At 46.8% G+C, this 25,069-nt stretch carries 30 protein-coding genes and 1 riboswitch; of the genes, 14 read left to right on the forward strand and 16 right to left on the reverse strand.

Annotated features, from left to right (window positions below; translation table 11 throughout):
* Positions 1 to 449 precede the first annotated feature (449 nt).
* The 8 genes from dnaK to ybgC all read left to right on the forward strand — a co-directional run bounded on the left by dnaK (position 450) and on the right by ybgC (position 6,797).
* Positions 450 to 2,369 carry a molecular chaperone DnaK gene (gene dnaK, locus IE082_RS07925; protein ID WP_189493377.1) on the forward strand — a complete coding sequence of 640 codons (1,920 nt, stop codon included), beginning with the start codon at positions 450 to 452 and terminating at the stop codon, positions 2,367 to 2,369.
* Between the two features lie 229 nt (positions 2,370 to 2,598).
* A complete protein-coding gene (locus tag IE082_RS07930; RefSeq protein ID WP_229809775.1) occupies positions 2,599 to 2,973 on the forward strand; it encodes a DUF805 domain-containing protein in 375 nt (124 codons plus the stop codon).
* 240 nt (positions 2,974 to 3,213) lie between these two features.
* Entirely contained in the window at positions 3,214 to 4,059 is an 846-nt protein-coding gene (locus tag IE082_RS07935; RefSeq protein ID WP_189493378.1) for a DUF817 domain-containing protein, read from the forward strand.
* A complete protein-coding gene (locus IE082_RS07940; protein ID WP_189493379.1) occupies positions 4,046 to 4,747 on the forward strand; it encodes an FAD-dependent oxidoreductase in 702 nt (233 codons plus the stop codon). The genes IE082_RS07935 and IE082_RS07940 overlap by 14 nt, the downstream gene beginning before the upstream one ends.
* Positions 4,748 to 4,811: 64 nt before the next feature.
* Entirely contained in the window at positions 4,812 to 5,270 is a 459-nt protein-coding gene (locus IE082_RS07945; RefSeq protein ID WP_308429015.1) for an FAD-dependent oxidoreductase, read from the forward strand.
* 485 nt (positions 5,271 to 5,755) lie between these two features.
* A complete protein-coding gene (locus IE082_RS07950; RefSeq protein ID WP_189493380.1) occupies positions 5,756 to 5,962 on the forward strand; it encodes a hypothetical protein in 207 nt (68 codons plus the stop codon).
* 121 nt (positions 5,963 to 6,083) lie between these two features.
* Positions 6,084 to 6,278, forward strand: a complete 195-nt coding sequence (locus tag IE082_RS07955; protein ID WP_189493381.1) for a hypothetical protein — start codon at positions 6,084 to 6,086, stop codon at positions 6,276 to 6,278.
* Between the two features lie 75 nt (positions 6,279 to 6,353).
* On the forward strand, positions 6,354 to 6,797 hold the full coding sequence (ybgC, locus tag IE082_RS07960) for a tol-pal system-associated acyl-CoA thioesterase (RefSeq protein WP_189493382.1): 444 nt from the start codon (positions 6,354 to 6,356) through the stop codon (positions 6,795 to 6,797).
* Positions 6,798 to 6,888: 91 nt separating this feature from the next.
* On the opposite strand, the gene IE082_RS07965 is transcribed toward ybgC, so the two are convergent.
* From IE082_RS07965 to ahcY, 10 genes are all read right to left on the reverse strand, one after another.
* The gene (locus tag IE082_RS07965; RefSeq protein WP_189493383.1) at positions 6,889 to 7,893 is read right to left on the reverse strand and encodes an HlyD family secretion protein; all 1,005 of its coding nucleotides are present in this window, start codon (positions 7,891 to 7,893) and stop codon (positions 6,889 to 6,891) included.
* Positions 7,890 to 8,417, reverse strand: a complete 528-nt coding sequence (locus IE082_RS07970; RefSeq protein ID WP_189493384.1) for a hypothetical protein — start codon at positions 8,415 to 8,417, stop codon at positions 7,890 to 7,892. Before IE082_RS07970 ends, IE082_RS07965 begins: the two co-directional genes overlap by 4 nt.
* A complete protein-coding gene (locus IE082_RS07975; RefSeq protein WP_189493385.1) occupies positions 8,418 to 9,821 on the reverse strand; it encodes an efflux transporter outer membrane subunit in 1,404 nt (467 codons plus the stop codon).
* A gap of 224 nt (positions 9,822 to 10,045) precedes the next feature.
* Positions 10,046 to 10,750 (reverse strand): pseudouridine synthase, encoded by a 705-nt coding sequence (locus IE082_RS07980; RefSeq protein WP_189493386.1) that lies wholly within the window; start codon positions 10,748 to 10,750, stop codon positions 10,046 to 10,048.
* A 36-nt stretch (positions 10,751 to 10,786) separates the two neighbouring features.
* Positions 10,787 to 11,245, reverse strand: coding sequence for a hypothetical protein (locus IE082_RS07985; protein ID WP_189493387.1), 459 nt, complete (start codon positions 11,243 to 11,245; stop codon positions 10,787 to 10,789).
* Between the two features lie 161 nt (positions 11,246 to 11,406).
* Positions 11,407 to 11,718 (reverse strand): hypothetical protein, encoded by a 312-nt coding sequence (locus tag IE082_RS07990; protein ID WP_189493388.1) that lies wholly within the window; start codon positions 11,716 to 11,718, stop codon positions 11,407 to 11,409.
* 116 nt (positions 11,719 to 11,834) lie between these two features.
* Positions 11,835 to 12,665: a methylenetetrahydrofolate reductase [NAD(P)H] gene (metF, locus tag IE082_RS07995; RefSeq protein ID WP_189493389.1), complete on the reverse strand. Its 831-nt coding sequence runs from the start codon at positions 12,663 to 12,665 to the stop codon at positions 11,835 to 11,837.
* 64 nt (positions 12,666 to 12,729) lie between these two features.
* Positions 12,730 to 13,536, reverse strand: a complete 807-nt coding sequence (locus IE082_RS08000; RefSeq protein WP_189493390.1) for a TlyA family RNA methyltransferase — start codon at positions 13,534 to 13,536, stop codon at positions 12,730 to 12,732.
* A gap of 1 nt (position 13,537) precedes the next feature.
* The gene (locus IE082_RS08005) at positions 13,538 to 13,891 is read right to left on the reverse strand and encodes a phage holin family protein (RefSeq protein ID WP_308429016.1); all 354 of its coding nucleotides are present in this window, start codon (positions 13,889 to 13,891) and stop codon (positions 13,538 to 13,540) included.
* Positions 13,892 to 13,992: 101 nt separating this feature from the next.
* Entirely contained in the window at positions 13,993 to 15,402 is a 1,410-nt protein-coding gene (ahcY, locus tag IE082_RS08010; protein WP_189493391.1) for an adenosylhomocysteinase, read from the reverse strand.
* 90 nt (positions 15,403 to 15,492) lie between these two features.
* Positions 15,493 to 15,599, reverse strand: a riboswitch (S-adenosyl-L-homocysteine riboswitch).
* 85 nt (positions 15,600 to 15,684) lie between these two features.
* On the opposite strand from ahcY, the gene IE082_RS08015 reads away from it, so the two are divergent.
* The 5 genes from IE082_RS08015 (at position 15,685) to mgtE (ending at position 20,143) form a co-directional block, all read left to right on the forward strand.
* The gene (locus tag IE082_RS08015; RefSeq protein WP_189493392.1) at positions 15,685 to 16,629 is read left to right on the forward strand and encodes a shikimate dehydrogenase; all 945 of its coding nucleotides are present in this window, start codon (positions 15,685 to 15,687) and stop codon (positions 16,627 to 16,629) included.
* A gap of 1 nt (position 16,630) precedes the next feature.
* The gene (gene mtgA / locus IE082_RS08020; protein WP_189493393.1) at positions 16,631 to 17,335 is read left to right on the forward strand and encodes a monofunctional biosynthetic peptidoglycan transglycosylase; all 705 of its coding nucleotides are present in this window, start codon (positions 16,631 to 16,633) and stop codon (positions 17,333 to 17,335) included.
* A complete protein-coding gene (locus IE082_RS08025; protein WP_189493394.1) occupies positions 17,336 to 17,680 on the forward strand; it encodes a VOC family protein in 345 nt (114 codons plus the stop codon).
* Positions 17,677 to 18,573, forward strand: coding sequence for a DMT family transporter (locus IE082_RS08030; RefSeq protein ID WP_189493395.1), 897 nt, complete (start codon positions 17,677 to 17,679; stop codon positions 18,571 to 18,573). The genes IE082_RS08025 and IE082_RS08030 overlap by 4 nt, the downstream gene beginning before the upstream one ends.
* A 109-nt stretch (positions 18,574 to 18,682) precedes the next feature.
* Positions 18,683 to 20,143: a magnesium transporter gene (mgtE, locus tag IE082_RS08035; protein ID WP_189493396.1), complete on the forward strand. Its 1,461-nt coding sequence runs from the start codon at positions 18,683 to 18,685 to the stop codon at positions 20,141 to 20,143.
* Positions 20,144 to 20,355: 212 nt separating this feature from the next.
* On the opposite strand, the gene IE082_RS08040 is transcribed toward mgtE, so the two are convergent.
* A complete protein-coding gene (locus IE082_RS08040) occupies positions 20,356 to 20,838 on the reverse strand; it encodes an FKBP-type peptidyl-prolyl cis-trans isomerase (RefSeq protein ID WP_189493397.1) in 483 nt (160 codons plus the stop codon).
* Between the two features lie 147 nt (positions 20,839 to 20,985).
* Between IE082_RS08040 and IE082_RS08045 the strand changes: the two genes are divergently transcribed.
* Positions 20,986 to 21,648: a DUF1287 domain-containing protein gene (locus tag IE082_RS08045; protein ID WP_189493398.1), complete on the forward strand. Its 663-nt coding sequence runs from the start codon at positions 20,986 to 20,988 to the stop codon at positions 21,646 to 21,648.
* Here IE082_RS08045 and IE082_RS08050 read toward each other — a convergent pair.
* The 5 genes from IE082_RS08050 to IE082_RS08070 form a co-directional block, all read right to left on the reverse strand.
* Positions 21,633 to 21,962 carry a hypothetical protein gene (locus tag IE082_RS08050; RefSeq protein WP_189493399.1) on the reverse strand — a complete coding sequence of 110 codons (330 nt, stop codon included), beginning with the start codon at positions 21,960 to 21,962 and terminating at the stop codon, positions 21,633 to 21,635. The genes IE082_RS08045 and IE082_RS08050 overlap by 16 nt on opposite strands.
* A gap of 69 nt (positions 21,963 to 22,031) precedes the next feature.
* The gene (locus IE082_RS08055) at positions 22,032 to 22,700 is read right to left on the reverse strand and encodes a CYTH domain-containing protein (RefSeq protein WP_189493400.1); all 669 of its coding nucleotides are present in this window, start codon (positions 22,698 to 22,700) and stop codon (positions 22,032 to 22,034) included.
* A 47-nt stretch (positions 22,701 to 22,747) separates the two neighbouring features.
* Positions 22,748 to 23,545, reverse strand: a complete 798-nt coding sequence (trpC, locus tag IE082_RS08060) for an indole-3-glycerol phosphate synthase TrpC (RefSeq protein ID WP_189493401.1) — start codon at positions 23,543 to 23,545, stop codon at positions 22,748 to 22,750.
* A gap of 115 nt (positions 23,546 to 23,660) precedes the next feature.
* Positions 23,661 to 24,692 (reverse strand): anthranilate phosphoribosyltransferase, encoded by a 1,032-nt coding sequence (gene trpD, locus IE082_RS08065; RefSeq protein ID WP_189493402.1) that lies wholly within the window; start codon positions 24,690 to 24,692, stop codon positions 23,661 to 23,663.
* Between the two features lie 47 nt (positions 24,693 to 24,739).
* Positions 24,740 to 25,066, reverse strand: a complete 327-nt coding sequence (locus IE082_RS08070) for an isochorismate lyase (protein ID WP_189493403.1) — start codon at positions 25,064 to 25,066, stop codon at positions 24,740 to 24,742.
* Positions 25,067 to 25,069: the final 3 nt, after the last annotated feature.

Raw genomic sequence — 25,069 nt, forward strand, 5'->3', positions numbered from 1 at the left:
GTTTTTTTGTCATTAGGTATTGGATTATTTTGCGACTTCTTTCAGTACCTCTGATTGTGCGGCTTGCAAATCCATCATGGTTTTGTGGAAGCTTTTATTGGCCTCTTGAAGTTTCTTCATGTCTTTTGCCTTGACTGCTTCTAAAAAAGACTTCATGTCTGTTGATATTGAGTCAATCGCCTTTAGATTACTGTTGTGATCCCTAAATTATATGAAGGTTAGTTGACGTATCGCATCCGTGGGTGTGGTCGCATTTTATCAGTAGCCCTGATTTTCGGTGATTTTGGCCTGTTTTTTTGCAGTTTATGGATAAAAAACTGAGAAATCTGTTATTTCTCTCTTGAAAAGAGAGGCAATGCCTCCAATTAGCCATCAAGACGCAATCATCGTCGCGTTCAAGATTTTTAAGCAATTGATTCATTTATATAAACAGCTATTTGGAGAGCAACATGGGTAAAATTATTGGTATTGATTTGGGCACAACCAACTCTTGCGTTTCGGTCATGGAAGGCAACACACCAAAAGTCATCGAAAATGCCGAAGGCGCGCGTACCACGCCGTCGATTATTGCGTACACCAACGACGAGATTTTGGTTGGTGCACCAGCGAAACGTCAGGCGGTGACCAATCCTAAAAACACGTTGTACGCGATTAAACGCTTGATTGGTCGTCGCTTTGAAGACCAAGAAGTCCAAAAAGACATCAGCCATATGCCATTTGACATCATTAAAGCCGACAATGGCGATGCATGGGTAAGTGTCAATGGCGACAAGCTTGCGCCACCACAAATCTCTGCAGAAGTTTTGCGCAAGATGAAAAAAACCGCTGAAGACTACCTCGGCGAAACAGTTACTGAAGCAGTCATCACCGTACCTGCGTATTTCAACGATGCGCAACGTCAAGCCACTAAAGATGCGGGTCGCATTGCGGGTCTCGATGTGAAACGCATCATCAACGAGCCGACTGCGGCAGCGTTGGCGTTCGGTTTGGACAAAACCGATAAAGGTGACCGTAAAGTGGTGGTCTATGACTTGGGTGGTGGTACGTTTGACGTGTCAATCATCGAAATCGCAGACGTCGATGGCGAAAAACAATTTGAGGTATTAGCAACCAACGGTGATACATTCTTGGGTGGTGAAGACTTTGATCAATTGGTCATTGCTTACCTCATCGAAGAGTTCAAAAAAGAACAAGGCGTTGATCTGTCAAAAGACATGCTTGCTTTGCAACGTCTCAAAGATGCTGCCGAAAAAGCCAAAATCGAATTGTCATCAGCGACGCAAACCGAAATCAACTTGCCGTACATCACCGCTGATGCGAGCGGTCCAAAACACATGGCGATCAAAATCACCCGCGCTAAACTCGAAGCGTTGGTGGATGATTTGGTTGAGCGCACGATTGCGCCATGCCGCACAGCATTGAAAGACGCTGGTTTGAAAGTGTCTGACATTGACGACGTGATTTTGGTTGGCGGTCAAACGCGTATGCCCAAAGTGCAAGAAAAGGTAAAGGAATTCTTTGGTAAAGAAGCACGTAAAGACATCAACCCTGATGAAGCAGTGGCGGTTGGCGCGGCGATTCAAGGTCAAGTTTTGGGCGGTGATCGCACCGACGTGTTGTTGCTAGACGTCACACCACTCTCGCTCGGTATTGAAACCATGGGCGGCGTGATGACCAAGATGATCAACAAAAACACGACGATTCCGACCAAGTTTGCACAGGTGTACTCAACGGCCGATGACAATCAGCCTGCGGTAACGATTAAAGTGTTCCAAGGTGAGCGTGAAATCGCGCAGTACAACAAGTTGCTCGGCGAGTTTAATCTCGAGGGTATTGCGCCAGCTCCGCGTGGTGTTCCGCAAATTGAGGTGACTTTTGACATTGACGCCAATGGTATTTTGCATGTGAGTGCGAAAGACAAAGGCACTGGCAAAGAAAACAAAATCACCATCAAAGCGAACTCTGGTTTGTCTGAAGAAGAAATCGCCCAAATGGTCAAAGATGCTGAGATGAACGCCGATGCTGATAAAACTCAACGCGAGTTGGTTGAAGCACGCAACGGTGCGGATGCTTTGGTACACTCAACCAAAAAATCTTTGGAAGAGTACGGTGATAAAGTCTCTGCTGAGGAAAAAACCGCGATTGAAGCGGCTTTGAAAGAGCTCGAAGAAGCCATTCCAGCTGGCTCGAAAGAAGACTTAGAGTCAAAAACCGAAGCCTTGAGCAAAGCAGCCATGAAACTCGGTGAAGCGATGTACGCTGACATGCAAGCCAAAGCGCAAGCGGAACAAGCTGGTGCTGAAAAAGCACCAGAACAAGCTGATGTGGTGGATGCTGAGTTCACAGAAGTGAAAAAAGATGATAAATAATTGATGGTTTCAGATAGGAACTCCCCCTTGTTGCAAAACAAGGGGTTTTTTGTTTTTTTTGATTAAAGACGCCTATATCGTTGAGGAAATGTAAAGATATTTGGCAAATATATTGTATTGACTTGAATTAAAACGGATAAGCTATTACTATTCACAAGCGTTTGCAGTACGCGAAATGATTATTTTAACCATTTCAATCAGTAACAAAATTTATCTAAGGGACGTCACAATGAAAGAATTTATTGATATTTTTATGAATGTGGTTAAGGCCAAGTATGCTCAGTTCTCTGGACGTGCGCGTCGCAAAGAGTTCTGGGGGTTCCAGTTGGTTGGTTTTGTTATTTCGATTTTGTTGGCCATTATTGATGGCATTTTAGGGACGATGTCTGGTGGTATTGGGATGCTGCAAGGTATTTTTGCATTGGCACTTCTGATTCCTTCTGTTGCCTTGATCATTCGTCGGCTGCATGACACCGATCGTAGCGGCTGGTGGGCTCTTTTGTGTGTGGTGCCTTTAGCAAACATTGCGCTTGTTGTCCTTATGTTTTTGGAGGGCACGAAAGGTACTAATCGCTTTGGCTCTGATCCCAAAGCGCTGTCTTAAAATTTCAGGGTGTCATTTGAACCGAGCATTTGCTCGGTTTTTTGTTGTGCAGGTGGGTTCTTGTTTATTTGGTCTTATGCTCTTTAACTAAAAATAGTCTTTGCAAACGGGACGTGTGTAAGCGTAAGCTTACGTAAGACCTTTATGGTGTAAAAATACGATAAATCAGTATCTGCCAGCAGTATTTTTGATGGATTTGGGTAAAATGTGCGGCCTATTTTAATTTTGTGAATGTTCTTAATGAAACTCTCCCAATTTGACGTATGGTTGATACATCGTGCCCCTGAGACTGAGTTATCAGGTTTTTCTCGTTTTTTCAAAGAATTCTGGTTTTTCGGGTTAAAAAACGCGCGAGCATGTTTGTTTGCGGGGTTGTTTTTCTTGTCGATGATGTTTGTGCCGCGAACTGGCGTGTTGGGTGTTCCTAAATATGATGTGTTGTTGATCATCGCAGTGAGCATTCAGGCATGGATGGTTTGGGCAAAGTTAGAAACGTGGGATGAGCTGAAAGCCATCACGGTGTTTCATTTGGTGGGGTTCGCTTTAGAGGCATTTAAGGTCTCGGGCAGCATTGGCTCGTGGAGTTATCCTTTGGAGGGCTATACGAAATTATTTGGTGTGCCACTGTTTTCGGGCTTTATGTATGCTGCGGTGGGTAGCTACATCATTCAGGCGTGGCGGTTATTTGATATGCGGATTCGTCACCATCCGTCGTATTGGTTGGCGACGTTGGCGGCTTTGATGATTTATGCGAATTTTTTCACACATCACTTCATTGGGGATTATCGCTGGTATATTGGGGCGTTTGTTTTGGGCTTGTACTCACGCACACGCGTGGTGTTTCGGCCGCTTGACCGTGATCGTTGGATGCCGCTGTTGCTGGGGTTTATTTTGACAGGATTTTTTATTTGGTTGGCTGAGAATATCGGGACGTTTCTTGGTGTGTGGCAGTACCCAAATCAGATGGGCGCGTGGGCAACGGTGCATATTGGTAAATGGAGTTCGTGGGCGATGCTGGTGGTGATGACGTTTACGATTATTGTGAATTTGAAACACGTGAAGGAAACGATTCATGTCCCAGAGTAAATTGAGTGATTTGTCGGTTGCTGTGGTGGGCGGCGGTATTGCGGGGGCTGTGGCTGCGCTGATGCTCGGACGGCTGGGGGCGCGTGTGACGCTGTTTGAGCAAGTACCTGAGCCTCGTGCTGTCGGGGCTGGGATTTTGTTGCAACCAACTGGTTTGGCGGTGTTGAGGGCGATTGATGAGGGCATTGAGGCGGAGCTGGAGGGGGCGCGAATCGTGCAGCTGCTCGGACATACGCCGAGTGGACGCGTGGTGCTGGACAGTCAATATCGGTTTTGGCGTGAAGGCTCATACGGCTTGGGGATTCACCGTGGGGCGTTGTTTGATGCGCTGCGGCGGCGTTTGCGAGGGTTGCCGAATGTGACGGTACGCACGGGTGTGACGGTGGTGAGGGTTGAGCAAAGTGAGCTGGGCACAGTGCTGTTTGATGGCGAGGATAATTTTTCTAAGTGCGATGTGGTGGTGCTGGCTGAGGGGGTGAATTCTAAATTGCGCGGTCAACTGAACATTCCATACAGTGCAAAGCCGTATCCGTGGGGCGCGTTTTATGCGATTTTGCCGTCGGTGGCCAGCCTACCACAGGACGTGTTGTTACAACGCTATGAAGCGGCGCGCAAGATGACGGGTTTTGCCGATGGGTTTATTTGGTGGGCAGGCGATGAGCAGTTTGTTTTGGAGCGTGCCTCTTGAAGCGTTGTCTATGAAACCGTCGATTGATGAATTTAAGCGAAATGTGTTGGCGATTTAGCCGCAGTTGGATGAGTTTCTAAAGCCGTTGGTGGATGCGGAGCAGCTCGCGGCGGCGCGTTATGCTGATGTTGTCATGCCACATTGGCACGATAATCGTGTGGTGCTGATTGGCGATGCGGCACATGCGATGAGTCCGCAGCTCGAACAGGGTGCGAATATGGGGCTGATGGATGCGTATGAGCTGGTTCGGCAGCTGATGAGTCAACCCAGTGTCCCAGATGCACTGTCCCAGTACAGCACGGCACGCAAGCATCATCTGCGCTATTACCAGTGGGCGAGCCGCTGGCTCACGCCGCTGTTTCAATCTTATCGAACTGCGGCGCCTTGGCTGCGCGATCGATTGATGAATTCGGGCAATCAATTGCCGATGGTGCGTCGATTTGGCGCGGATACACTGGTTGGGGTGAAGCAAGGCTGGCTGCGGGCGAATATGGATTTGGGTGAGATTGATTCATTGTGGTGATGCTTAACCCAAGTTTTGTGGTAAATACAACATAAAAGTGATTTTTTAGACGGTGTTTTGATGAAAATATCATTTTTGGTTGCAAGGTTTTAAAAAATAGCACTACAATTCGCCCATCTTACGAATGCGAACGTGAGTCAAACAATTATAAAAGCGTGACGAATCACCCAAGAACAGCGACCACATAAAAACAAGCGTTGTACCCAATCAGATTCGTTGATTGATTAACTTTATCTTTACCAGCTGTCTCGTCGGGACACGGTATCTCAAAATTTTTAGTGTCACCCACATGGTTTTGACCATGGTGTTTTGTCAGAGCATTTGCTTTACGGACATGACGACGGTGACAAATCGTTTAACCCTATTGACGCCTCATCGCTTGCGATGCATCGCCCCCGCCACACTGCAAATATATAGACAAGGTAGAACCGCGTGCGCGAGCCATCCGAGTGACGAGATGACAAAAACCCTATAGGAGCGCCATCATGAGTGCGAAGAAAAAGGCGTCGATGCGCCTAACCATACCGATAACGCCGCGTGCACCAAGGAATCCGCTGGTTGCAGTGGCCAAACTAAGACAAGCGGGCAGCCATCGAGCCAGCCGAAAAACGGAGCGTAAGACACAACAACGGGCGCTGAAAAAATACTTAAGGAAGGATGGACTGCCCACAACCGAGCGGCTTGCTACATGATTTATTCAGGCTGCTGTGTTGTGGATGGTTCGTCCTAAAGACAAAATGAACACAGAAATTTTTACCCAAACAGTCAGCTCGACGACGGTGCGTTGGTTGCTGCGATGGTTTGGCGCAGGTTTTGGGGCGTACGGCGTTGGCTGAGTTTGAGTCTGTGGTGGCGGGGTTGTGTGTGTTGACACTAGGTGACTTCGCAGCGGTCCTGCGCCGCAGTCGATTAAGCCCAATCGTTGATGAAGCGAGTTTTATCAAAGCGTTGCGCGCTGAATGTGACTTAAAAGAAAACACCATGCAGTCCATGGATTTCGTGGTGTAACGCAAAATAAAAAGATGGCGACTGGTTCGCCATCTTTTATTGTTTTATTACAGCGCAAAAGTTATGGCAAAATACATGGGCACGAACATTCATTTTGTCAGAAAGGCGTTTATGAGCAACCCTGTGTACCAACTCCCGATTAAACTGTATTTTGAAGACACCGATGCGATGGGCATCGTCTATCACGCGAATTACATCAAGTATTTTGAACGTGCGCGCACTGAGTGGCTGCGTGCAGCGAACCTACACCACGGCGCATTGATGGCGCAGGACGTCGGGTTTGTGATTCGCCAAGCCGACATCGAATGGCTCTCACCACTCACACTCGACGACGAAATCGTTGTCACAGCACAGGTCGATACACTTGGCCGCTCATCTATTGTTCTTGAACAAACTATTTTGAAAAATGGCGAGCTGGTTTCGCGAGCAAAGATTCTGATGGTCTGTGTGAGCATCAGCACCAAACGCCCTGTGAGTGTACCTGAGAACATCCGAAAAACATTTTTGTCTAGTCAGTAGTGATTTCTTTTTTTGACATCCCTCGGGTTTTATACTCGAGGGATGGCCGACATTTTCTGTTATTTTAATTCGTTAAGCGATTGAGCAAAATTTAAAATCCTTTCAAATAGGCTTCAGCTGCTCCGAAACGTAACAGCATCCCTGCAATCACATCCAAAAAGCCTAAGATGTGAGCAGGTTTTTCAGCCGCTATCCACGCTTGTCCTGTTGCGCCAAGTGGAATATGAATCCCTAGTGGCTCATCAAACTCTAAAATTACAGTTCGGCCAATGTCGTTACTGTTTTTCATGACGTGCTGAGTCACACTTTGGGGTGTAGGTAACAACGAACCTTGAGCTTCGCCAGTCGACTCAGTTATACTTTGTACTCTGGCTCTGAAAATCTTACCGGGATACGCATCGACATAAAATTCCGCAAAGGCGTTTGGTTTGATCTGTGCATATGCTTGATCAGGGATTCTCATTTCAATAAATTTTTTATCAGTAAACATTAAAATAGCTGATGGTCTTTGCTCACCAAAGTATTGCCCTTCTGATGCAAATATGACGTTTACTTGACCATTTGTAGGTGCAGTGACCAGTGCATGGTCAATTTTCCACTGTAAATCAGCAATATCCTGAGCTGCTTTAATGACCAATTCTTTTTGATTAACCACCTCAATTTGCTTGTTATCAAACTCAGCTTGAGATACTACGTCGTCACGCAAAGCAGCTAGTCGATTTAAATCATTTTTCAATTTATCTAACTGAGCTTTTAGTCGAGAAAGTTCTGCTTGTTTTGCCGTTAGAGCGATTTGATACCTGTCGGTTTTAAAACTATAGATAGGATCTCCCGATTTAACTCTTTGATTATGGGTCACAAAAATTTTCTCGATTTCGCCGCCAGCAGGGGAGTTGAGCACAATGTGTGGCGCTTTAACTGTTGAAGAACCAGTTAAATCAAGAATGGCGTAATACCGTGTGAGTGTAAACAGCATAAACAGCAAAAAAACCGCGCCGAGTCCCATTGCAACATAGTTGCCTAAAGAACGCTTGACAATACCGAATTTTAATAAAAGCCAACAAATCAAAAAATATGGAACCAATACTATTTTCATGCTGTTTCACCTTCTTGATGGTTTGTTTTTTCGGTTTTGTGATTGCTATTGTTGTTGGTTGCAGAGGTTTGAGTTTCATCAGAGCGATTAGTTTCTGAGTCTGATTTGTTTTGAGTCTGTTCTATTTCTTCGGTAGTCTCTGTTGGGGGCTCGGTCCTTTCGATCGATTCGATTGGCTGATCTGTATGGGCTCTACGTAAAATCCTGACAAAGAGGTTTTCGACATTTTCCCAATTGGTATAAGCTATAAATAACGCAACAGCCCAAACCCAATGCTGGAATAGCCCCAGTATGGTTAATGCGCTTACCAGTTCAGCCTGTGCTAACTTTTTTTGTTGTGCTCTATGTTGAGGGAGCTCATGTAGACGCCACAAGTACATCAGTAGAATAATAATGATCAATAAAAGCAATGGTAATAGCAAGTACATTATCCAGTCTGCATCAAGAAGGTATTTGTAGAGTCCTTGCGGTTCATTTAGGAAAAACCCCTCTGGTTTTTCTTCTTTATAGACGTGAAAAAGCATTTATAAATTTCCTCCAATTGCTTTAAAAAAACGACTCCGTGATACCAACTGAGCTTGTTTGGCATCGCTAAGTGCTAACTTGGTATGAAGTACTTTCAGCCGTTCTGAAAGTACTTCATACAGTGCTGTTCTACCTGCTTGATGGCTCTTTTCTGTGAGTCTTAATGCTTTTTGACGTGACGCGAGCTCTACTTCGGTTAATTTAACATATTGGTCACTACTTTTTTGAGCCAAAAGAGCTTCATGCAATTCGCGATATGCTTGCAACACTGTTTGCTGATACTGTGCGCTAGCATAATCACGTCGAGCAACACTAGCATCTATTTTTGAGGCGTTTAGACCTGAGTCAAAAATAGGGGCGGCAGCACCTAATCCCGAATCTAGCCAAATTGGAACACCGCTGATCGCTGCGCTACTTGAAGCCAATAGACCAGCTAGAGCAGATAAGTTGATTCGAGGGTACCTTTCTAAGCGGGATACGTTTACATCTGCGTAAGCTGCTTTTAAGTTGGACTCAGCAGACGCAACATCCGGTCGACGAAGCAGCAACTGCGTGTCTAGGAGCACTGGCGTAGCTGGTATCTTGATTTTGGCTGTCTTCATTGCTGAATTCATTGCTGAAGACTTGGTTAAATTGCGTGGCGATTGACCTGCCAGTACCTTCAGTGTAAGTTCGGCTCGATTAGTTGCTTCAATGAGTAAAGGCAACTGGGATTCGACGGCATTTAGCTCGGCTAAACTTTGACTGTATTTTAGTTCGGTGCCTAGGCCTGCTTTCCATCGGCGATATTCTAAATCAGTTAGTGCCTGTAACTGGGTAATACCATCGCGAGTGATGCTTAATTTGTCTTGCAACGTTCTCCACTGAAAATAAGAATCAGCCACTAAGCCTGATAACGATAATGCCGTGGCATCTTTCATCAGTTGTGATGCTTCCCAGCGTGCCTTCGCGCCTGCATTGAGTTGTTTAATTCGACCCCATAAATCAATTTCCCAGTTCAGTGCTAGTCCAAAGGAAGCTGTGCGTGTGATTCTATCTAATTCGTCAATAGCCGTGTTGGTGCCTATTTTGTAGCGTGAAGAGGATATGTTTCCAACAGCATCAATTCTAGGAGTTTGTAATGATTTGACGCTCGCCATCCCAGCATTAGCTTCTTCGATACGCGCCTGTGCTTTAACGATATCCCAGTTGTGTTCTAAGGCTTCTTCAATCCAAGTGTTTAGCTCGGAATCGCCAAATGACTCCCACCATGCTTGGGAAGAAATGTTCTCAGCAACCCCTTCAGGAACAGAAGGCAGATCTAATTCAGGGCGATGATACTCTTCAGATAAGTGTGAACAGCTGGACAAGCAGACGCAAGCACAGCATAAAAATATTCCAGCCGTTGCTTTAAAATTAAACATGGATCATCAATCCTTTTTAATCTATTGATTATATATTTGAAATTTACTGTCGTGATTGTACTGGATTAATGGACTCTGCGCGCGAGAATCTGTTTTTTAAATACCAATTAAATAGATTTTAAGTTCGATTGATAATGTTCATAATCTCATGCCTATGGAAGCACGGAATAAGTCTGTTTTTAGAAAAATTTGGCAAAAAGCGTACATTTGCATTTTTCCCGTGTTTACTTTTCTAAAAATACCCATTGGCCTAACGCTAGGTGTTTAGGGAGTTCAATTTCACCGACAGCGATACGGCACAATGCCTCACAACGGTTGCTGGCGGCGGCAATCATGCGTTTGACTTGATGGTATTTTCCTTCGGAGATTACCAGTTCTAATGTGTACTCATCGAGCGCACGTGCGGCGTTGGCTTTGATGGTTTCATTTTCATCATGCAAAAGAACGCCATTTTTGAGTTGATTGAGAAACTCGTCGGTGATGGGGTGTTTGCAGGTGGCGTGGTAGGTTTTGTCTACTTGCTTTTTGGGTGACGTATTTTTGTGGATGAATTGACCATCGTCGGACAACAAAAGTAAACCTGTGGTATCCACATCGAGGCGACCAACGGGTTGTACGCTTTGATTGCTGCGTTCACGCAGATAAGCGGGTAGGAGCGATAGGACACTTTTGTGGTGCTTGGGTTTTTGAGAGCATTCAAAGCCTGCTGGCTTGTTGAGCAGAATGTAGACATGCTCGCGATACAGATGTGGCTCGTCATTAATGGTGAAGTTTAATTCCTCAAGGGCAAATGATTTATCAGGATCATCACACCATTGACCTTGTACGGTCACGACACCAGCCTCGATAAGGGCACGGCAATAAGCACGTGTGCCGAAGCCTTGGCCTTGGATGATTTTGTCTAATGGAAGTGTCTTGGCTTTTTTCATATAAAAAAGCAGCTTTTGGCTGCCTGATGTGTGGGGTTATTTCTTTGGCGCGGCGGCGATGGCTTTTTGGTACTCTTCTGCGGTAATCAGGCGAGCAACAATGTTTTCGGCATCTAAGGTTGAGACGAACAAATAACCTGCGTATTGTTTGCCTTCTTCGGGTTTGAGGTAAGGGAATAATCCCGACATGCTGGTGGCAAGTTGCTTGATATCACAAGGCGCAATCGGCGTTGGTTGGTCGTTTTTATCAATGGCCAGTGTGAGAACCTGTCCTTTGTTGTCTGGAAGTGGATATAACTCAACTTGTACCTTTTCGGTGCCTTTGGGGGCTTTGGCACTGGCGCATTTAACGATGTCGGTGCTGATGGCTTTCACTTTTGTTGTGGCATCTACCTTTAAACTGCTGTTGGGTGCATTTTGTTCGACTTGTTGTGCCATTAGACTACTGCTGGCCAATACGCCGCAGATGATGAGGCTTTTAAATGTTTTTTTCATGATGATTCCTTTGTGAGGCGCGAAAGAATAATAATAAACTATTCCGCCTGCCAAAAAATGGGTTTGTTTGGTTCAGATTACTTGTTGAGTTTACCGCTGTTGATACGCACCACATCTTCTTGTGTGAGTGCACTGAACATGACGGCGCGGTTGGGAGAGATTTATAACATGAGCACTTTCCAGTTTTGTTGCTCAGCGGGTAGAACGGTGTTGAGGTTGTAGATGTTCTGTGCGACGGCATTAATATCGCATGTGGCGAATTGACGCACGCTGTTGTCACTCATTAAAACAGTGGTGAACAGGAGGAAACCGTTGTCTTTCTTAACCAACTGCAAAATGATGTTTTTCCAACCAGCTGGTGCGCTCGGTACTGTACTTTCAAAAATAGGACCTGTTTGCTGGGCGATGTAAGTCTCGGTTTGTTGGCTTTTGTTTGTGGCAGGTACGGTCTGCGCAAATACGGCGGTACTCAAAAAAAGTGGCGCTGCACAGAAGGTTGCTTAAAAATCGTTTCATGATTATTTCTAAAAAATAAAGACAGTAATGAGGCATTTAATCACAAACAACGCATTTGATGCGTCAACAAGTGTCAGTTTAATGCGCTCAGCACATCTACAGAGGGTTTAGACTGGTTGAGTGTGTAAAAATGCAGGGCAGGCGCTCCCAGCTCAATTAGTCGTTCGCATAATTGAGCCACCACTTCTTGGCCAAATAATGTGATTGCGGCTTTGTCATCCCCAAAGCTTGCCAGCTTGAGGCGAATCCAGCGCGGCAGCTCTGCGCCACATACGTCAGAGAAACGCGCGAGCTGGCTGTAGTTGGTAATTGGCATAATCCCTGGGACGATTGGGGCGGTGACCCCCGCTTTGCGCGCATCATCGACAAAGCGCGCATAGGCGTCGGCATTGTAAAAATACTGGGTGATGGCTGAGTTTGCACCCGCATTCATCTTCTGGACAAAGTGTTTCATGTCGTCCACTGGACTGCGCGATTGTGGGTGGTATTCGGGGTAAGCTGCAACCTCGATGTGAAAATGATCGCCTGTTCTTTCACGAATAAACGCCACCAGTTCAGATGCGTAATGAAACTCGCCCATGCCACCCATGCCAGAGGGCAAATCGCCACGCAGCGCGACAATACGACGAACTCCCTGAGTTTTTAAATCATTGAGCACTTCTAAGATATAGTCGTGCGTCGCACCGACACACGATAGGTGTGGTGCTGCATCAAAGCCTTGCGCTCGAATGTTGGCGATGGTGGTGAATGTGCCGTTTTGTGTCGAGCCACCCGCACCGTAAGTACAGGAGAAAAACTCTGGTTTGTAAGCTGACAGTGCTTTGACAGTATTCATGAGTTTTTCCTCACCTTCAGGCGTTTTGGGTGGGAAAAATTCAAAGCTGACAGGGATGTTGAGGCTCATGGTGTGCTTTCTGGTTTTGGGGCATTCCGAATGGGGGGAATGGCGATAAGAAAAATTAAATGAGTTAAATTTGATACTGAGCAAAAACAAAAAATTCTTTGTTGCCATCACCGCCGGTGATTGGGCTGGTGAAGTAATCAAGTACAGTGAACGAGTTATCAAGACACGATTGTAAAATATTGGCTTGAACGATGACGTAGTCATCTTCGTTTTTGACAATGCCAGCCTTACTCAGCGCTTGGGCAGACAGCTCAAACTGCGGTTTGACCAAAGCGAGTAAATGTGCACCATTTTTCAATAGTGGTTTGCTGTCTTCAAGGGGGGCGAAAATCGGCAAAACCTTTGTCAATGAGATGAATGACAAATCAGCAACCACCAAATCAAAGTCATGGCTGATGGCGCTTGCATCGGGATAAATCTCGCGCCAAGCGTCGGACAAACTGACCTCGTCTAAATATCGGGCATTGATGTTTTCAAACAAACTGAGCCGAGGCTCATCAAGCAGACGTTTGTGTAGCTGACCTGAGCCTGTATCGACGCCGACGACATGTGTTGCGCCATTTTGCAACAAACAGTCAGTGAAACCACCTGTGCTGATGCCCAAATCCAAGCAAGTCAATCCTGATACAGACAGTTGGGTATGAGTGAGCGCACCTGCGAGCTTGATGCCTGCGCGAGACACGAATTTGTCAGTATCTGAAGCAATCACTTCAAGCAGTGCATCTTCGGTGACATCATAAGCAGGCTTGGTGATGATGCGCCAATCGTTGCCTTGATGCATTCGCACACGGTTGTCGGCAATGATGCGTTGTGCGTGGCTGCGTGATTCTGCGAGGTTTTGTATCACGAGCACGTGATCAATGCGGGGCATATTATTCGTCTTTCGAGGGTAGTAAAATCGTGGCGCTAGCCCAACTAATCAAGCTGTATACCACAGAGGCCAACATCGCAGTCCAAAAGCCATCGATGACAAAACCATCAATGATGTTGCCCACGAACAGCATAAATAGCGCGTTAATCACCCAAGTGAACAACCCGAGTGTGATGATTTGTAGGGGCAACGTGAGGATTTGCACAATCGGTTTGATGAAAGTGTTGAGTAAACCGAGAATGGCGGCGGCGATTAAGGCCGAGGACCAGCCTTGCATGTGGATGTTGTCAAAGAAAAACGGTAGCGCCATCAAGGCAGTGGTGTTGATTGCCCATAAAATCAGCCATTGAATCATTTTGTGCTCCTTTTTGGTAAATATCACCGCTTTGGTCAATAACCAAGCCCCCCCCTTATTAGAGACGGTAGGAAGGGCTTTTTCAATCGATTAATAATGAATTAATAACGATAGTGGTCGGGTTTGTAAGGGCCGTTTTTGTCCACGCTGATATAGGCAGCTTGCTCGTTGGTCAATACGGTTAATTTAGCACCAATGCGTTCCAAGTGCAGGCGCGCGACTTTTTCGTCCAAATGTTTGGGTAAAACATACACTTCGTTTTTGTATTGTGCACCGTTTTGGAAGATTTCAATCTGCGCCAAAGTCTGATTCGTGAATGAGTTGCTCATTACGAATGATGGATGACCCGTCGCACAGCCCAAGTTAATCAGGCGACCTTCGGCGAGTAAGATAATGCGTTTGCCATCAGGGAAAATGACATGGTCAACTTGTGGCTTGATGTTGTCCCATTCGTACTGCTTGAGTGACGCCACGTCGATTTCATTGTCAAAGTGGCCGATGTTGCAAACAATCGCCTGGTCACGCATTGCACGCATGTGGTCATGTGTGATGATGTTGAAGTTGCCTGTCGTCGTCACGAAAATATCCACATCACCCACTACGTCTTCGAGTCGAACCACACGGTAGCCTTCCATTGCCGCTTGTAATGCGCAGATTGGGTCAATTTCTGTGACCATCACTGTTGCGCCTAAACCGCGCAGAGACTGGGCAGAGCCTTTGCCCACATCACCATATCCGCAAACGAGAGCGACTTTGCCTGCAATCATCACGTCAGTAGCACGTTTGATGCCATCAACCAATGATTCGCGGCAGCCGTACAGATTATCAAATTTTGATTTGGTCACAGAGTCATTGACGTTGATTGCGGGGAAGGGCAAACGACCTTGTTCTTGTAATTGATACAAACGTTTCACACCCGTGGTGGTTTCTTCGGTCACGCCTTTGATCTGTGCGAGTCGGGTTGAGTACCATGTTGGGTCTGTTTTGAGTTTTTCATGAATCGACGCGTAAAAAATGGTTTCTTCTTCTGAGGTGGGGTTGTCCAGTACAGACAAATCTTTTTCAGCGCGTGAGCCGACAAGCAAGAGCATGGTCGCATCGCCACCGTCGTCCAAAATCATATTGGCTTGTTGCTCCGGGCCGCCATCCCACTCGAAAATTTTATGGGTAAATTGCCAGTAGTCTTCTAATGACTCGCCCTTGAAAGCAAAGACAGGAGTGCCTGCTGCAGCGATGGCGGCGGCGGCGTTGTCTTGGGTAGAGAAAATATTGCACGACGCCCAGCGCACTTGTGCGCCGAGGGCTTGAAGTGTTTCGATCAACACGCCTGTCTGAATCGTCATGTGCAGTGAACCAGCAATGCGTGCGCCAGCCAATGGTTTTGATTCGCCGAATTCGCGGCGTAGTGCCATTAAACCAGGCATTTCGGTTTCGGCGATGTTAAGCTCTTTACGACCCCAGTCGGCCAATGATAGGTCAGCGATGTGGGCGTCTTTGGTGATATGTGCCATGTTGGGTTTCCTATTTAAAAAATCAATGGAAGCCGTGGCATCGTTGATGTTTGACAATAAAAAACGACGCTCACGCCTAATGTTCGAGATTAGAAGTGAGCGCCGTTGAAATGACTGATGTCATGTCTGCTGTCACCGAGCCTAGCGGATTAAAGTTTCTTTTGGGAAACAATCACGTCGCAGCGCCCCTCGATGAAGCGGTGCGATTATAACATTATCTTTGCCTGATGACCACACTCGTGCGCTACAATGCGGCTTTATGTCGTTTTCGATGAGATGCTTATGTCTGCTAAGAAATTTGCCGTGATCGGTAACCCGATTGCCCACAGTCGTTCACCGATGATTCATGCACAGTTTGCCAAAGACTGCGGCATTGAGCTGACTTATGAGCCTGTTTTGGGGGATTTGAATGGATTTGCAGCTTGTGTGGATAAACTACGCGAACAAGGATACGTAGGTGCCAACCTGACATTGCCTTTTAAAAGAGAGGCTTATTTATTAGACATTATTGGCTATTACTCACCCGAGGCGAGAGAAGCCCAAGCGGTGAATACTTTGAAGTTTGAGGAAGATGGCACTGTTAGTGTTTACAACACCGATGGTATTGGTTTGATTCGCGACATCACTCAAAATTTAAATTGTACTTTGTTGGGTAAGAATGTTTTGGTGATGGGGGCAGGTGGTGCGGTTCAGGGTGTTTTGGCTCTATTATGCGCAGAACAGTTAAAGAGATTAACCTTAATTAATCGCACAAAAACTAAAGCAATTGGTTTAATTGAGTATATGCTCGCCATGGCTGCCACCAATCCATTACCGTTTCACTTTTCAACAAGCATCATTTTCACTGGCGATGACCCTGTGAATGTCACAATGCAAGGCAGAAATTTGGATGGCGAAAGACTCAACCATTTGTTTGAAGTTGCTGTATCAGATTGGCATGTTGATCAATTTCATCCATCAGAAGGTTATGATGTGGTGATAAATGCGACTTCTACAGGCTTGTTAGGTGGCTTTGAACCGCCTGTGGGCGTTCGCTTTGCACCCAATGCATTGGCTTACGATATGGTGTATGGTAAACAAACCGCATTTTTGGATTGGGCGATAAGTCAGGGTGCTCGGACAGCCGACGGTTGGGGCATGTTGGTCGAGCAAGCGGCAAAAAGCTTTGAAATTTGGCATGGTGTCAAACCCGATACGCGTGCGCTGATTGCGACAAAGGGGCAATGAGATGTGGCGAAACTGGATTAAACCTTTTGTGCTGTCGCTGTTGGCGATTTTGGTCGTGTTCCAGTTGTGGTGCTTTGCTTGGGTGGGTTTGTATCGCTTAGGGCTTGCGCCGTACACGGCGTTTATGAAGTCCGAGCAGATGCGGCTTTTGACTGAGAAAGGTCGCCTGGGCATTGAACACGACTGGGTCGATTACAGCGAAATATCGGATAACCTCAAGCGCGCAGTGATTGCCTCGGAAGACGCGGGTTTTGTCGAACATGACGGTGTCGATTGGAATGCCATCGAGGTGGCGCGTAAGAAAAACGATAAAGCAGGCAAGGCAGTCGCGGGCGGTTCAACCATCTCGATGCAGTTGACCAAAAATTTATTTTTGTCATCGAATAAAAGCTATCTTCGTAAGGCAGAGGAAATTGGCATGACTTATGCGATGGAGGTCATGTTGCCCAAAGAGCAGATTTTGGAGATTTATCTCAACTCTGTGGAGTGGGGCGAAGGTGTTTTTGGTGCAGAAGCAGCTGCGCAGCATTACTTTAAAACCACAGCTGCAAAACTCACCGCACAACAAGCAGCGAAACTCGCAGTGATGCTACCTGCGCCAAAGAAATATGACGCCAATCGAAAAAGTCCTTATTTGGCCAAACGAGCGAATGTGATTTTGAAGCGTATGCGCGCGGCACAGATTCCTGATGGTGAGGGGGTTTAAGTGCTGAAAAATATTGACTCAGTGGTTTTTTTTGTCGCTGATATTGATGCTGCGGCGCATTGGTATGCAGATATTTTTTCTGCGACAGTGCAATACGAAAACCCTAAGTATGCGTATATTAAAACTGCGAGCGTGACGGTTGGCTTTCATCCTATTGACGCCAAGAGCTCAGGCGGTGTTGGCGGCACGACGGTGTATTGGCGGGTTGATGATGTATCGGCTGTTATGGATGCGCTGATTGAGCGTGGTGCGCAACGACAGCGTGGACCTTATGTGACCGATCTGGATGAAACCACGGCGATTGTCATTGACCCCTTTGGTTGTACTTTAGGTTTGATATCTTGAATTCTGTACGAAGCTTTGGACAGGGCTATTTTTTGCTCATGTTGTCCATGAGTTTGGTTGGCTCGTATGTGGCGTTGTCCAAGCAGTTGTTGCCGTCGTTTCCACCGTTTGCACTCGCTTGGGTGCGGTTCATCATTGCGGCCATTTTCATGGTGCCTTGGTTATTGGAGTGGCGCGGGCGGTGGCGCTCAGTGTCGAGGCTTGATGCGTTGGTGCTGTTCGGTATGTCGTTTTTTGGTAATTTTTTGTTCACGATGTTTATGCTGTTTGGCGTAGCTCACACATCGGTGGCGGCTGCGGGCATCATCATGAGTTTGTTGCCCGCGACCATTGCGGTACTGTCGGTGGTGATTTTGCGTGAGCGATTGACCGTGCCGATTGGACTGGCTTTGTTGTTGGCCATCGTGGGTGTGGCGGCTTTGAGTGTGCAGAAAGACAGTGTGGGTAGCTCATTGTTGGGTAATTCGCTGATGGTTGGGGCTTTGCTGTGTGAGGCTTTGTATGTGATTGGTGCGAAATACTTGACGGATGGCTTCTCACCCAAACAGATTGCGGTGTCGATGAACACGACCGGTTTGATTTTGACCACACCGTTGGGGCTTTATCAGTCCACACAAGTCGACTGGGGCAGCGTGTCATTCGGTGCGTGGGCACTTCTGGTCTTTTATGCGGTGTCTGCGAGTCAGATTGCGCCATGGCTTTGGTTTCGTGGTTTAAAGAGCATTCCTGCGAGTCGAGCAGGTGTGATGACGGTGGCTTTGCCTTTGACGGCTGCTGCATTAGGGATTTATCTGTTTGGTGAAACTTGGACGGTGTGGCATACGTTTGCCTTTGTCTGTGCTTTGTTTGGCGTGGTGTTGGTAACGGTAACTGGTCAAAAAAAGAATGGGTAGCTGATATGCCTCTATTTGAGAAAAAAGTGTTTATTTTCTTTATATCTTAAAAATGCTGATGAAATTTAAACGCTTGAAACAGCGTTAATTGATTTGAAAAGAGTGACTGATGGAAGAGTTTAACAACGATTTGCACAAAAACAACGATGTCAAAAAGCACCTCGAAACCGAGCGCGCCTCCGTAGCGCTTGACCTTGTGCAGACGCTGTTGGATTGGAAGGACAACCAGCAAGACGAGCAAAAGGTTGAGGGCGGTGGTTTGTTTGTCTCACGGGTCATGAATCCTGAGATTGAATTGCGTTGGGTCTTAGATGGTTTACATTCTGCGGATATTGCCCACGTTTTGGAAGGCTTGCCGCTTGATGAGCGTTTGCAGGTCTGGCGATTGGTCAATCCTTCACGGGATGGCGAGATTTTGCTTGAAGTGTCTGACTCTGTGCGTGAAACACTGATTGCTGACATGAGCCGTCAGGAGTTGGTTTCGGCGACTGAGTCGTTGGATACCGATGAAATTGCTGAGTTAGCTGACGATTTACCACGCGAGGTGGTTGAGGAGGTGGCTGAGAGCTTGCCTGTCGAGGAGCAGGCGCAGCTGCGAGCGGCGATGAGCTATCCGGATGACTCGGTTGGTTCGGCGATGGACTTCGAGATGGTGACCACGCGTGGCAATATGACGCTGGAAATGGTATTACGTCAATTGCGTTCCATGGAAGAGTTGCCTGAGCAGACTGACCAAATTTTTGTGGTTGATGATGCGGGAGTGCTGCTGGGAAGTCTGAGTTTAGAGCGTATTCTGATCAATCAGCCAGATGTAACAGTGTCAGATGTGATGCGTCATGATGTGCTGCAACTATCACCGTTGGATGATATGGATGATGCGGCTCAGGCGTTTGAGCGATATGACTTGGTCAGTGCGCCCGTGGTGGATTCGCAAAATCGGCTGGTGGGGCGCTTAACGATTGACGAAGTGGTTGATGCGATTCGTGAACAAGGTGAGTCAGAAGTGCTCGCGCAGGTCGGTTTGAAAGAAGAACAAGATATCTTCTCAACGGTCTCAAGTGCCGTGCGCAATCGCGCACCGTGGCTATTGGTGAATTTATTCACGGCGGGCTTTGCTTCCTATGTTGCTTCACGTTTTGGTCATACGGTAGAGCAAATTGTGGTCTTGGCATTCTTGATGTCTATTGTTGCTGGTATTGGTGGGAATTCTGGTAATCAGACGATGACGCTGATTATTCGAGCCTTGGCATTGGGGCAAATCACACCTTCTAATATCCAAGATTTGATTAAAAAAGAATTCACCGTGACGTCATTGATTGGCTTGGGTGGTGGGTTCATCGCAGCCATTTTTGCCTATGTTATCTCGAACGATGTTGCATTGGCTGCGGTGATGATGGCGGCGATGGTGATTAACATTCTTGTGGGAGCAGCCATGGGTATGTTGGTGCCGATTATGCGGGAAAAATATGGCAAAGACCCAGCGGTTGGTTCGAGTGTGCTATTAACCTTTGCGACTGACACCATGGGCTTTTTGATTTTCTTGGGTTTGGCCACTGTCTTCTTGTTGTGATGAGTCAATCCAACCTCTTATTTGCGATCCGTGCACCCGTCAAATGGCTATTTCAACATCCACATCGTATTCGGTCTATTTATCGCTATGGGTTTCTCATCGGTTCTATTCCTGCTGTTTATGCGATATTTTTTGAAATGACATTCTGATTCAATGAAAATCACTTAAAAAATCCTCTGAATGTGTCAGAGGATTTTTGTTTTTAACCATTATCAATGATGGTGACCATCACCACCGTGCGCATGGCCATGAGCCAGCTCGCTTGGCGTTGCGTCGCGCACGCTGACGACTTCGACCGCGAAGTGAAGACGTTCACCTGCGAGGGGGTGATTGCCATCTAACACAGCGTGTTCATTGGTGATGTCAGTGATGCGGACAGAGACTGGACCTTGGTCAGTTGAGGCTTGGAGCATCATGCCGACTTGCAGGTCGGGGATGTTGGCCAATTGTGCCAAAGGGATGTGTTGAATCGCTTCTTCATGGTGCAGGCCATAAGCGTCTTCGGCTTCAACGTCGGCATTGAATTTATCTCCTGCTGATTTGCCTGTGAGTTGATCTTCAAGACCTGAGATGAGATTGTGGTGACCATGCATGTACATGAGCGGCTCTTTACCAGAAGAGCTGTCGAGGATGTCGCCTGCATCATTGGTCAGGGTGTAGTGGATGTGAACGACACTGTTTTCTTTGATTTGCATGGAAGCCTTTAATGAATGAGGTTGAGTGATAAAGCGCGACATATTGTACAGGTTTATGCATGACTTGTGCGCTTGTGCTTGTCTCTTCACACTGGACGCACAGAGTCAATGTAGGATGCGCTGCGAAGTGCTTTAATGGGAGATGTTATGAAATGGTTACGTCAATTCACTGTGAGTACAGTGGTTTTTGGGCTGCTAACCGCAGGGTGGTATTACGCGCCGTGGTTAGAGCTGAAGTTGGGTTTCGCACCGAGTGTGATTCAGACCGCTCAGGCAAAAATACCAGAGGGTGGTTTTAGTCCCATACAATTAGTTCAGAATGCACGTGCTCAAATCGGTGTCACGGTGCGTTACGATCCCGAATATACTGCTATCCCTTATCCAAACGGTGATGTGGCTCAGTTTAAAGGGGTTTGCACCGATGTGGTGATTCGAGCGATGCGAGGTCAAGGTTTGGATTTGCAAAAATTGGTTCATGAGGATATGAAGCAAAATTTTTCTCGGTATCCGACGCGCTGGGGTTTAAAGCGAGCCGATGCCAATATTGACCATCGGCGGGTGTTGAACTTAGAGGTGTTCATGACGCGCAGAGGTTTTAGTTTGCCGTTATCAACGCGGGCAAGGGATTTTCAGGCGGGGGATTGGGTGACTTGGCGTGTGGGGGATAAAAATTTGCCGCACATTGGTATTGCGTCGGATAAAAAAACGCGTGATGGTGTACCGTTGATTATTCACAATATCGGATTAGGGACTCAAGAAGAAGATGTGTCGTTCGCTTACAAAATGGTGGGTCACTATCGTTGGCGGTGATGGTTTTGAATGAACTGGATGATGATTTTGGCGGTGGCTTTGGGGTTGTCTTGCAGCAGACCGTGACCACCGCCGAGCATCTCATCATGAACCTGACATAAAATGATTCGCAATTTTATATTTAACCACAAGGGAACTATCATGAGCTCTTCAAAAGTATTAGTGATGTGTGTTGCAAGTGCTTTTTTAAGCATGCAGCTTGTGGTTGCGGATATAGAGATGGCTTCGAGTACTTGTGTTGCTATTGATGAAGAATGCCTCAGATAAATATCTGAAATACCTTTCAATCCGTGTGAAGGTATCGAGAATTGCATGGTCGCTGAACCCGCGCCTGAGAGGATTTATCTGTCCTGTTCTTTCAGCGAACCGCCTTGTGTCGTTGACTAATCCAAGTTAGAGCGGTTGTGCGCCTCATCAAGTAGCTCATAGCCGCGTGCTGCTTTACTCTTGGTTTGTGGGTGGGCATTTAACTGTATTTGAGCTTGCGAGGCAAGTAAGCGAAGGTGCTCTGCGCTGCCTTGTTTGAGTTCAATTTCTAACTCATAAATACCAACGTTTCGCTCCTGATTGGTTCGCCAAACTGCACCGTGGTCAATTGCGTATTCATGTATCTCGCCATTGTGCTCGTAGTGGTAAATTCTGCGCTCAAAGTTGGTTTCAAACACGGGTGTGAGTCTGTTGATGTAAGCGGCTAGATAGTTTTGCGCTGCTGGTTCAAACGCGGTTAAATTGATATTGGCATCTGTGAGCGGGTTTTCCCACTCGTGCCGTATGGATATGCCATCGTCTGTTTTGCCTGCTGTCTTGAGGGTTTGCAGCCATTGATTTTTGTCATCATCAAACCTTAGGCGCAGTGCAGCTTTTTGTTTTTTCAGGTCTTGCGTTTCAGTATCAAAGTAGATGTTTGTCAGTGCTGTAGTGCGCACGTAGCGAAGATGTGGTTGATTTTGTAACCAGTCATGAACCGCTTCAACGGTTAAATCATCGGGAAGTGTGAGAGCGATTTCCAATTCCATGCGGTTGAGTACCTTTTCATCGGTTTTTGAAATCAAGGCATCGCAAAACAGAAGTTTGTTTCGTTTCCAATGATTAATGATTATTAAAAGAATAATTGTGTGAGTGCATCGCCCGCATGAGGCGCTTTCATGAATGCCTCACCGACAAGAAATCCATAAACCGCGTGGCTCGTCATTAAAGCAACATCCTCTCGATTGAGAATACCTGATTCTGTGACAACGATTTTGTTCGAAGGAATTTGAGCCAAGAGCTCAAGCGTTGTTTGCAATGTGACTTCAAACGTGCGCAAATTTCGGTTGTTGATGCCCAACAGCGGTGTTTGAAGTTGTAGTGCTTGATGCAGTTCGGTTTCATTGTGCACTTCGACAAGCACGGACATGCCCAAATCAAAAGCGTGCTGTTCAAACTGTTTCATCTCATCGAGTGTTAGTGCAGCAGCGATGAGTAAAATCGCATCTGCCCCCCATACGCGCGCTTCGTCGATTTGGTAAGTGTCAACAATGAAATCCTTGCGCAAGACGGGTAACGAGCAGGCGGCACGAGCGGCTTTTAAGTATTCAAAATGACCTTGAAAATACTGCTCATCTGTCAATACGGATAGACACGCTGCACCGGCGGCTTCGTATTCTCGGGCAATGGCGGCAGGGAGAAATGCTTCACGAAACACGCCTTTGCTCGGGGAGGCCTTTTTGATTTCGGCGATGACAGCGGGCTGCTGATTGGCCACGCGGGTTTGAATCGCTGCAGCGAAGTTTCGTGCAGGATTGTTTTTGACTGCGTCGAGCGCGGCCATGTGCATGGCCTTATCGGTGCAATTGGTGCGGGCTAACTTAAGCTCATCGTGTTTTGTGGCGATGATTTTTTTAAGGATGTCGTTCATAAATCGTTCTAAAAAATACAAAAAACTGATGCCAATGTAAAAGTTGGCATGTACGTCGCTCAAAGTTTTGGTTAAACAATCTCCTTTTGGGAGGCGATCGTGGTTTGGGGCTGAATTATATCTTTTTAAATCGCTGAGTGTATTGAACGAAGTCTTCTACTTTCGAACGTGCCGCACCAGAGTTTATTGTTTGACGAGCGAGCTCGATACCGTGCCCAATGGAGTCTGTGACACCTGCCGTGTACAACGCAACGCCTGAGTTGAGCAAAACAATGTCGCGTGCTGCATTTGCTTCATCATTGAGCGCAGAAAGCATCATAATCTTTGACTCCTCAGGATTGTTCACGCGAAGCGAATCTATCGGTGCGCGCATTAAATCAAATTGCTCTGGCGTGAGGGTGTATTCACTTAATGCACCATTTTTCAGCTCACAAACGTGAGTGGGTGCAGCCAATGAAACCTCATCCATGCCATCCTCAGAGTGAACCACCAGTACGTGGTTCGCGCCGAGTGCCTGCATGACACGTGCCATAGTGGTCGTCAATTCCTTTGAAAAAACCCCCATGAGTGTGTGTGCTGCGTTCGCAGGGTTGGTTAAAGGACCCAAAATATTAAAAACTGTACGAACACCGAGCTCACGGCGAATCGGTGCAACGTGTTTCATCGCAGGGTGATGGTTCGGCGCGAACATAAACCCCATGCCCGTCGCGGCGATGGTTTGCGCGACTTCATCGGGCGAGAGCATGAGATTCGCGCCGAGGGCTTCGAGGGCATCGGCAGACCCTGATTTAGACGAAACGCTGCGGTTGCCGTGTTTGGCGACCTTAGCCCCTGCGGCTGCGACGACAAATAGGCAAGTGGTTGATATATTAAACGTACTCGCTCCGTCACCACCTGTACCGACAATGTCTACGAAATTATTGTTGTTATCGACATTCACGCGCAAAGAAAACGCACGCATGACACGCGCAGCGGCGGTAATTTCGTCTAAAGTCTCACCTTTTGCACGTAGCGTGGCGAGTATCGCCGCTGCCGCTGGCGCTGATAACTCGCCCGCCATCAGTGCGGTCATGAACTCGCTCATGGTTTCGGTAGAGAGGTTTTCGCGGTTGATGAGCTGGGTGATGGTTTGGCTGGTGTTGAACATAAGTGCTTTTCAAAGTCTCGGGTGAACGTTGCAATAATTGTGGCTGATTAGTTGATGCGCGGTTTTTGCTCCGCTTGCCACTTTTTCATTTCTTCGTCGATGAAGTGATTAACTAAATCAGTGAATAGTTTTTCAATGACTTCGGGGTTTAATCCATTTTCTGTCGCCCAAGTACGACGTTGCGTTAGCATGGTGGCAAAACGCTCTGGTGCACGCACGGCTGTCTCGGAGGTTTTAAATGCGGATGCTGCTTGTACATATAGATAGCGTTGGCCGAGTAAACAAACGACCTGTTGGTCAATGTGGTCTATTTGTGAACGTATGTCTAACATGCTTGTACACTTATCTGGTGCTATAGTGATATGGTTTTCCATGAG

This window comes from Formosimonas limnophila (assembly GCF_014652675.1).
Lineage (GTDB): Bacteria > Pseudomonadota > Gammaproteobacteria > Burkholderiales > Burkholderiaceae > Hydromonas > Hydromonas limnophila.

Excerpts from the sequence above, each read along its gene's own strand:
- ybgC (WP_189493382.1), top strand. The coding sequence starts at position 6,354 with ATGGGCACGAACATTCATTTTGTCAGAAAGGCGTTTATGAGCAACCCT.
- IE082_RS08050 (WP_189493399.1), bottom strand. The coding sequence starts at position 21,962 with ATGCAATTCTCGATACCTTCACACGGATTGAAAGGTATTTCAGATATT.
- trpC (WP_189493401.1), bottom strand. The coding sequence starts at position 23,545 with ATGAACGACATCCTTAAAAAAATCATCGCCACAAAACACGATGAGCTT.
- mtgA (WP_189493393.1), top strand. The coding sequence starts at position 16,631 with ATGTGGCGAAACTGGATTAAACCTTTTGTGCTGTCGCTGTTGGCGATT.
- IE082_RS08070 (WP_189493403.1), bottom strand. The coding sequence starts at position 25,066 with ATGGAAAACCATATCACTATAGCACCAGATAAGTGTACAAGCATGTTA.
- ahcY (WP_189493391.1), bottom strand. The coding sequence starts at position 15,402 with ATGGCACATATCACCAAAGACGCCCACATCGCTGACCTATCATTGGCC.
- IE082_RS07935 (WP_189493378.1), top strand. The coding sequence starts at position 3,214 with ATGAAACTCTCCCAATTTGACGTATGGTTGATACATCGTGCCCCTGAG.
- IE082_RS08015 (WP_189493392.1), top strand. The coding sequence starts at position 15,685 with ATGTCTGCTAAGAAATTTGCCGTGATCGGTAACCCGATTGCCCACAGT.
- trpD (WP_189493402.1), bottom strand. The coding sequence starts at position 24,692 with ATGTTCAACACCAGCCAAACCATCACCCAGCTCATCAACCGCGAAAAC.
- IE082_RS07970 (WP_189493384.1), bottom strand. The coding sequence starts at position 8,417 with ATGCTTTTTCACGTCTATAAAGAAGAAAAACCAGAGGGGTTTTTCCTA.
- mgtE (WP_189493396.1), top strand. The coding sequence starts at position 18,683 with ATGGAAGAGTTTAACAACGATTTGCACAAAAACAACGATGTCAAAAAG.
- IE082_RS07980 (WP_189493386.1), bottom strand. The coding sequence starts at position 10,750 with ATGAAAAAAGCCAAGACACTTCCATTAGACAAAATCATCCAAGGCCAA.
- IE082_RS07975 (WP_189493385.1), bottom strand. The coding sequence starts at position 9,821 with ATGTTTAATTTTAAAGCAACGGCTGGAATATTTTTATGCTGTGCTTGC.
- IE082_RS07930 (WP_229809775.1), top strand. The coding sequence starts at position 2,599 with ATGAAAGAATTTATTGATATTTTTATGAATGTGGTTAAGGCCAAGTAT.
- IE082_RS08045 (WP_189493398.1), top strand. The coding sequence starts at position 20,986 with ATGAAATGGTTACGTCAATTCACTGTGAGTACAGTGGTTTTTGGGCTG.
- IE082_RS07950 (WP_189493380.1), top strand. The coding sequence starts at position 5,756 with ATGAGTGCGAAGAAAAAGGCGTCGATGCGCCTAACCATACCGATAACG.
- IE082_RS07940 (WP_189493379.1), top strand. The coding sequence starts at position 4,046 with ATGTCCCAGAGTAAATTGAGTGATTTGTCGGTTGCTGTGGTGGGCGGC.
- IE082_RS07965 (WP_189493383.1), bottom strand. The coding sequence starts at position 7,893 with ATGAAAATAGTATTGGTTCCATATTTTTTGATTTGTTGGCTTTTATTA.
- IE082_RS08040 (WP_189493397.1), bottom strand. The coding sequence starts at position 20,838 with ATGCAAATCAAAGAAAACAGTGTCGTTCACATCCACTACACCCTGACC.
- IE082_RS07985 (WP_189493387.1), bottom strand. The coding sequence starts at position 11,245 with ATGAAAAAAACATTTAAAAGCCTCATCATCTGCGGCGTATTGGCCAGC.
- IE082_RS08005 (WP_308429016.1), bottom strand. The coding sequence starts at position 13,891 with ATGATTCAATGGCTGATTTTATGGGCAATCAACACCACTGCCTTGATG.
- dnaK (WP_189493377.1), top strand. The coding sequence starts at position 450 with ATGGGTAAAATTATTGGTATTGATTTGGGCACAACCAACTCTTGCGTT.
- metF (WP_189493389.1), bottom strand. The coding sequence starts at position 12,665 with ATGAGCCTCAACATCCCTGTCAGCTTTGAATTTTTCCCACCCAAAACG.
- IE082_RS08000 (WP_189493390.1), bottom strand. The coding sequence starts at position 13,536 with ATGCCCCGCATTGATCACGTGCTCGTGATACAAAACCTCGCAGAATCA.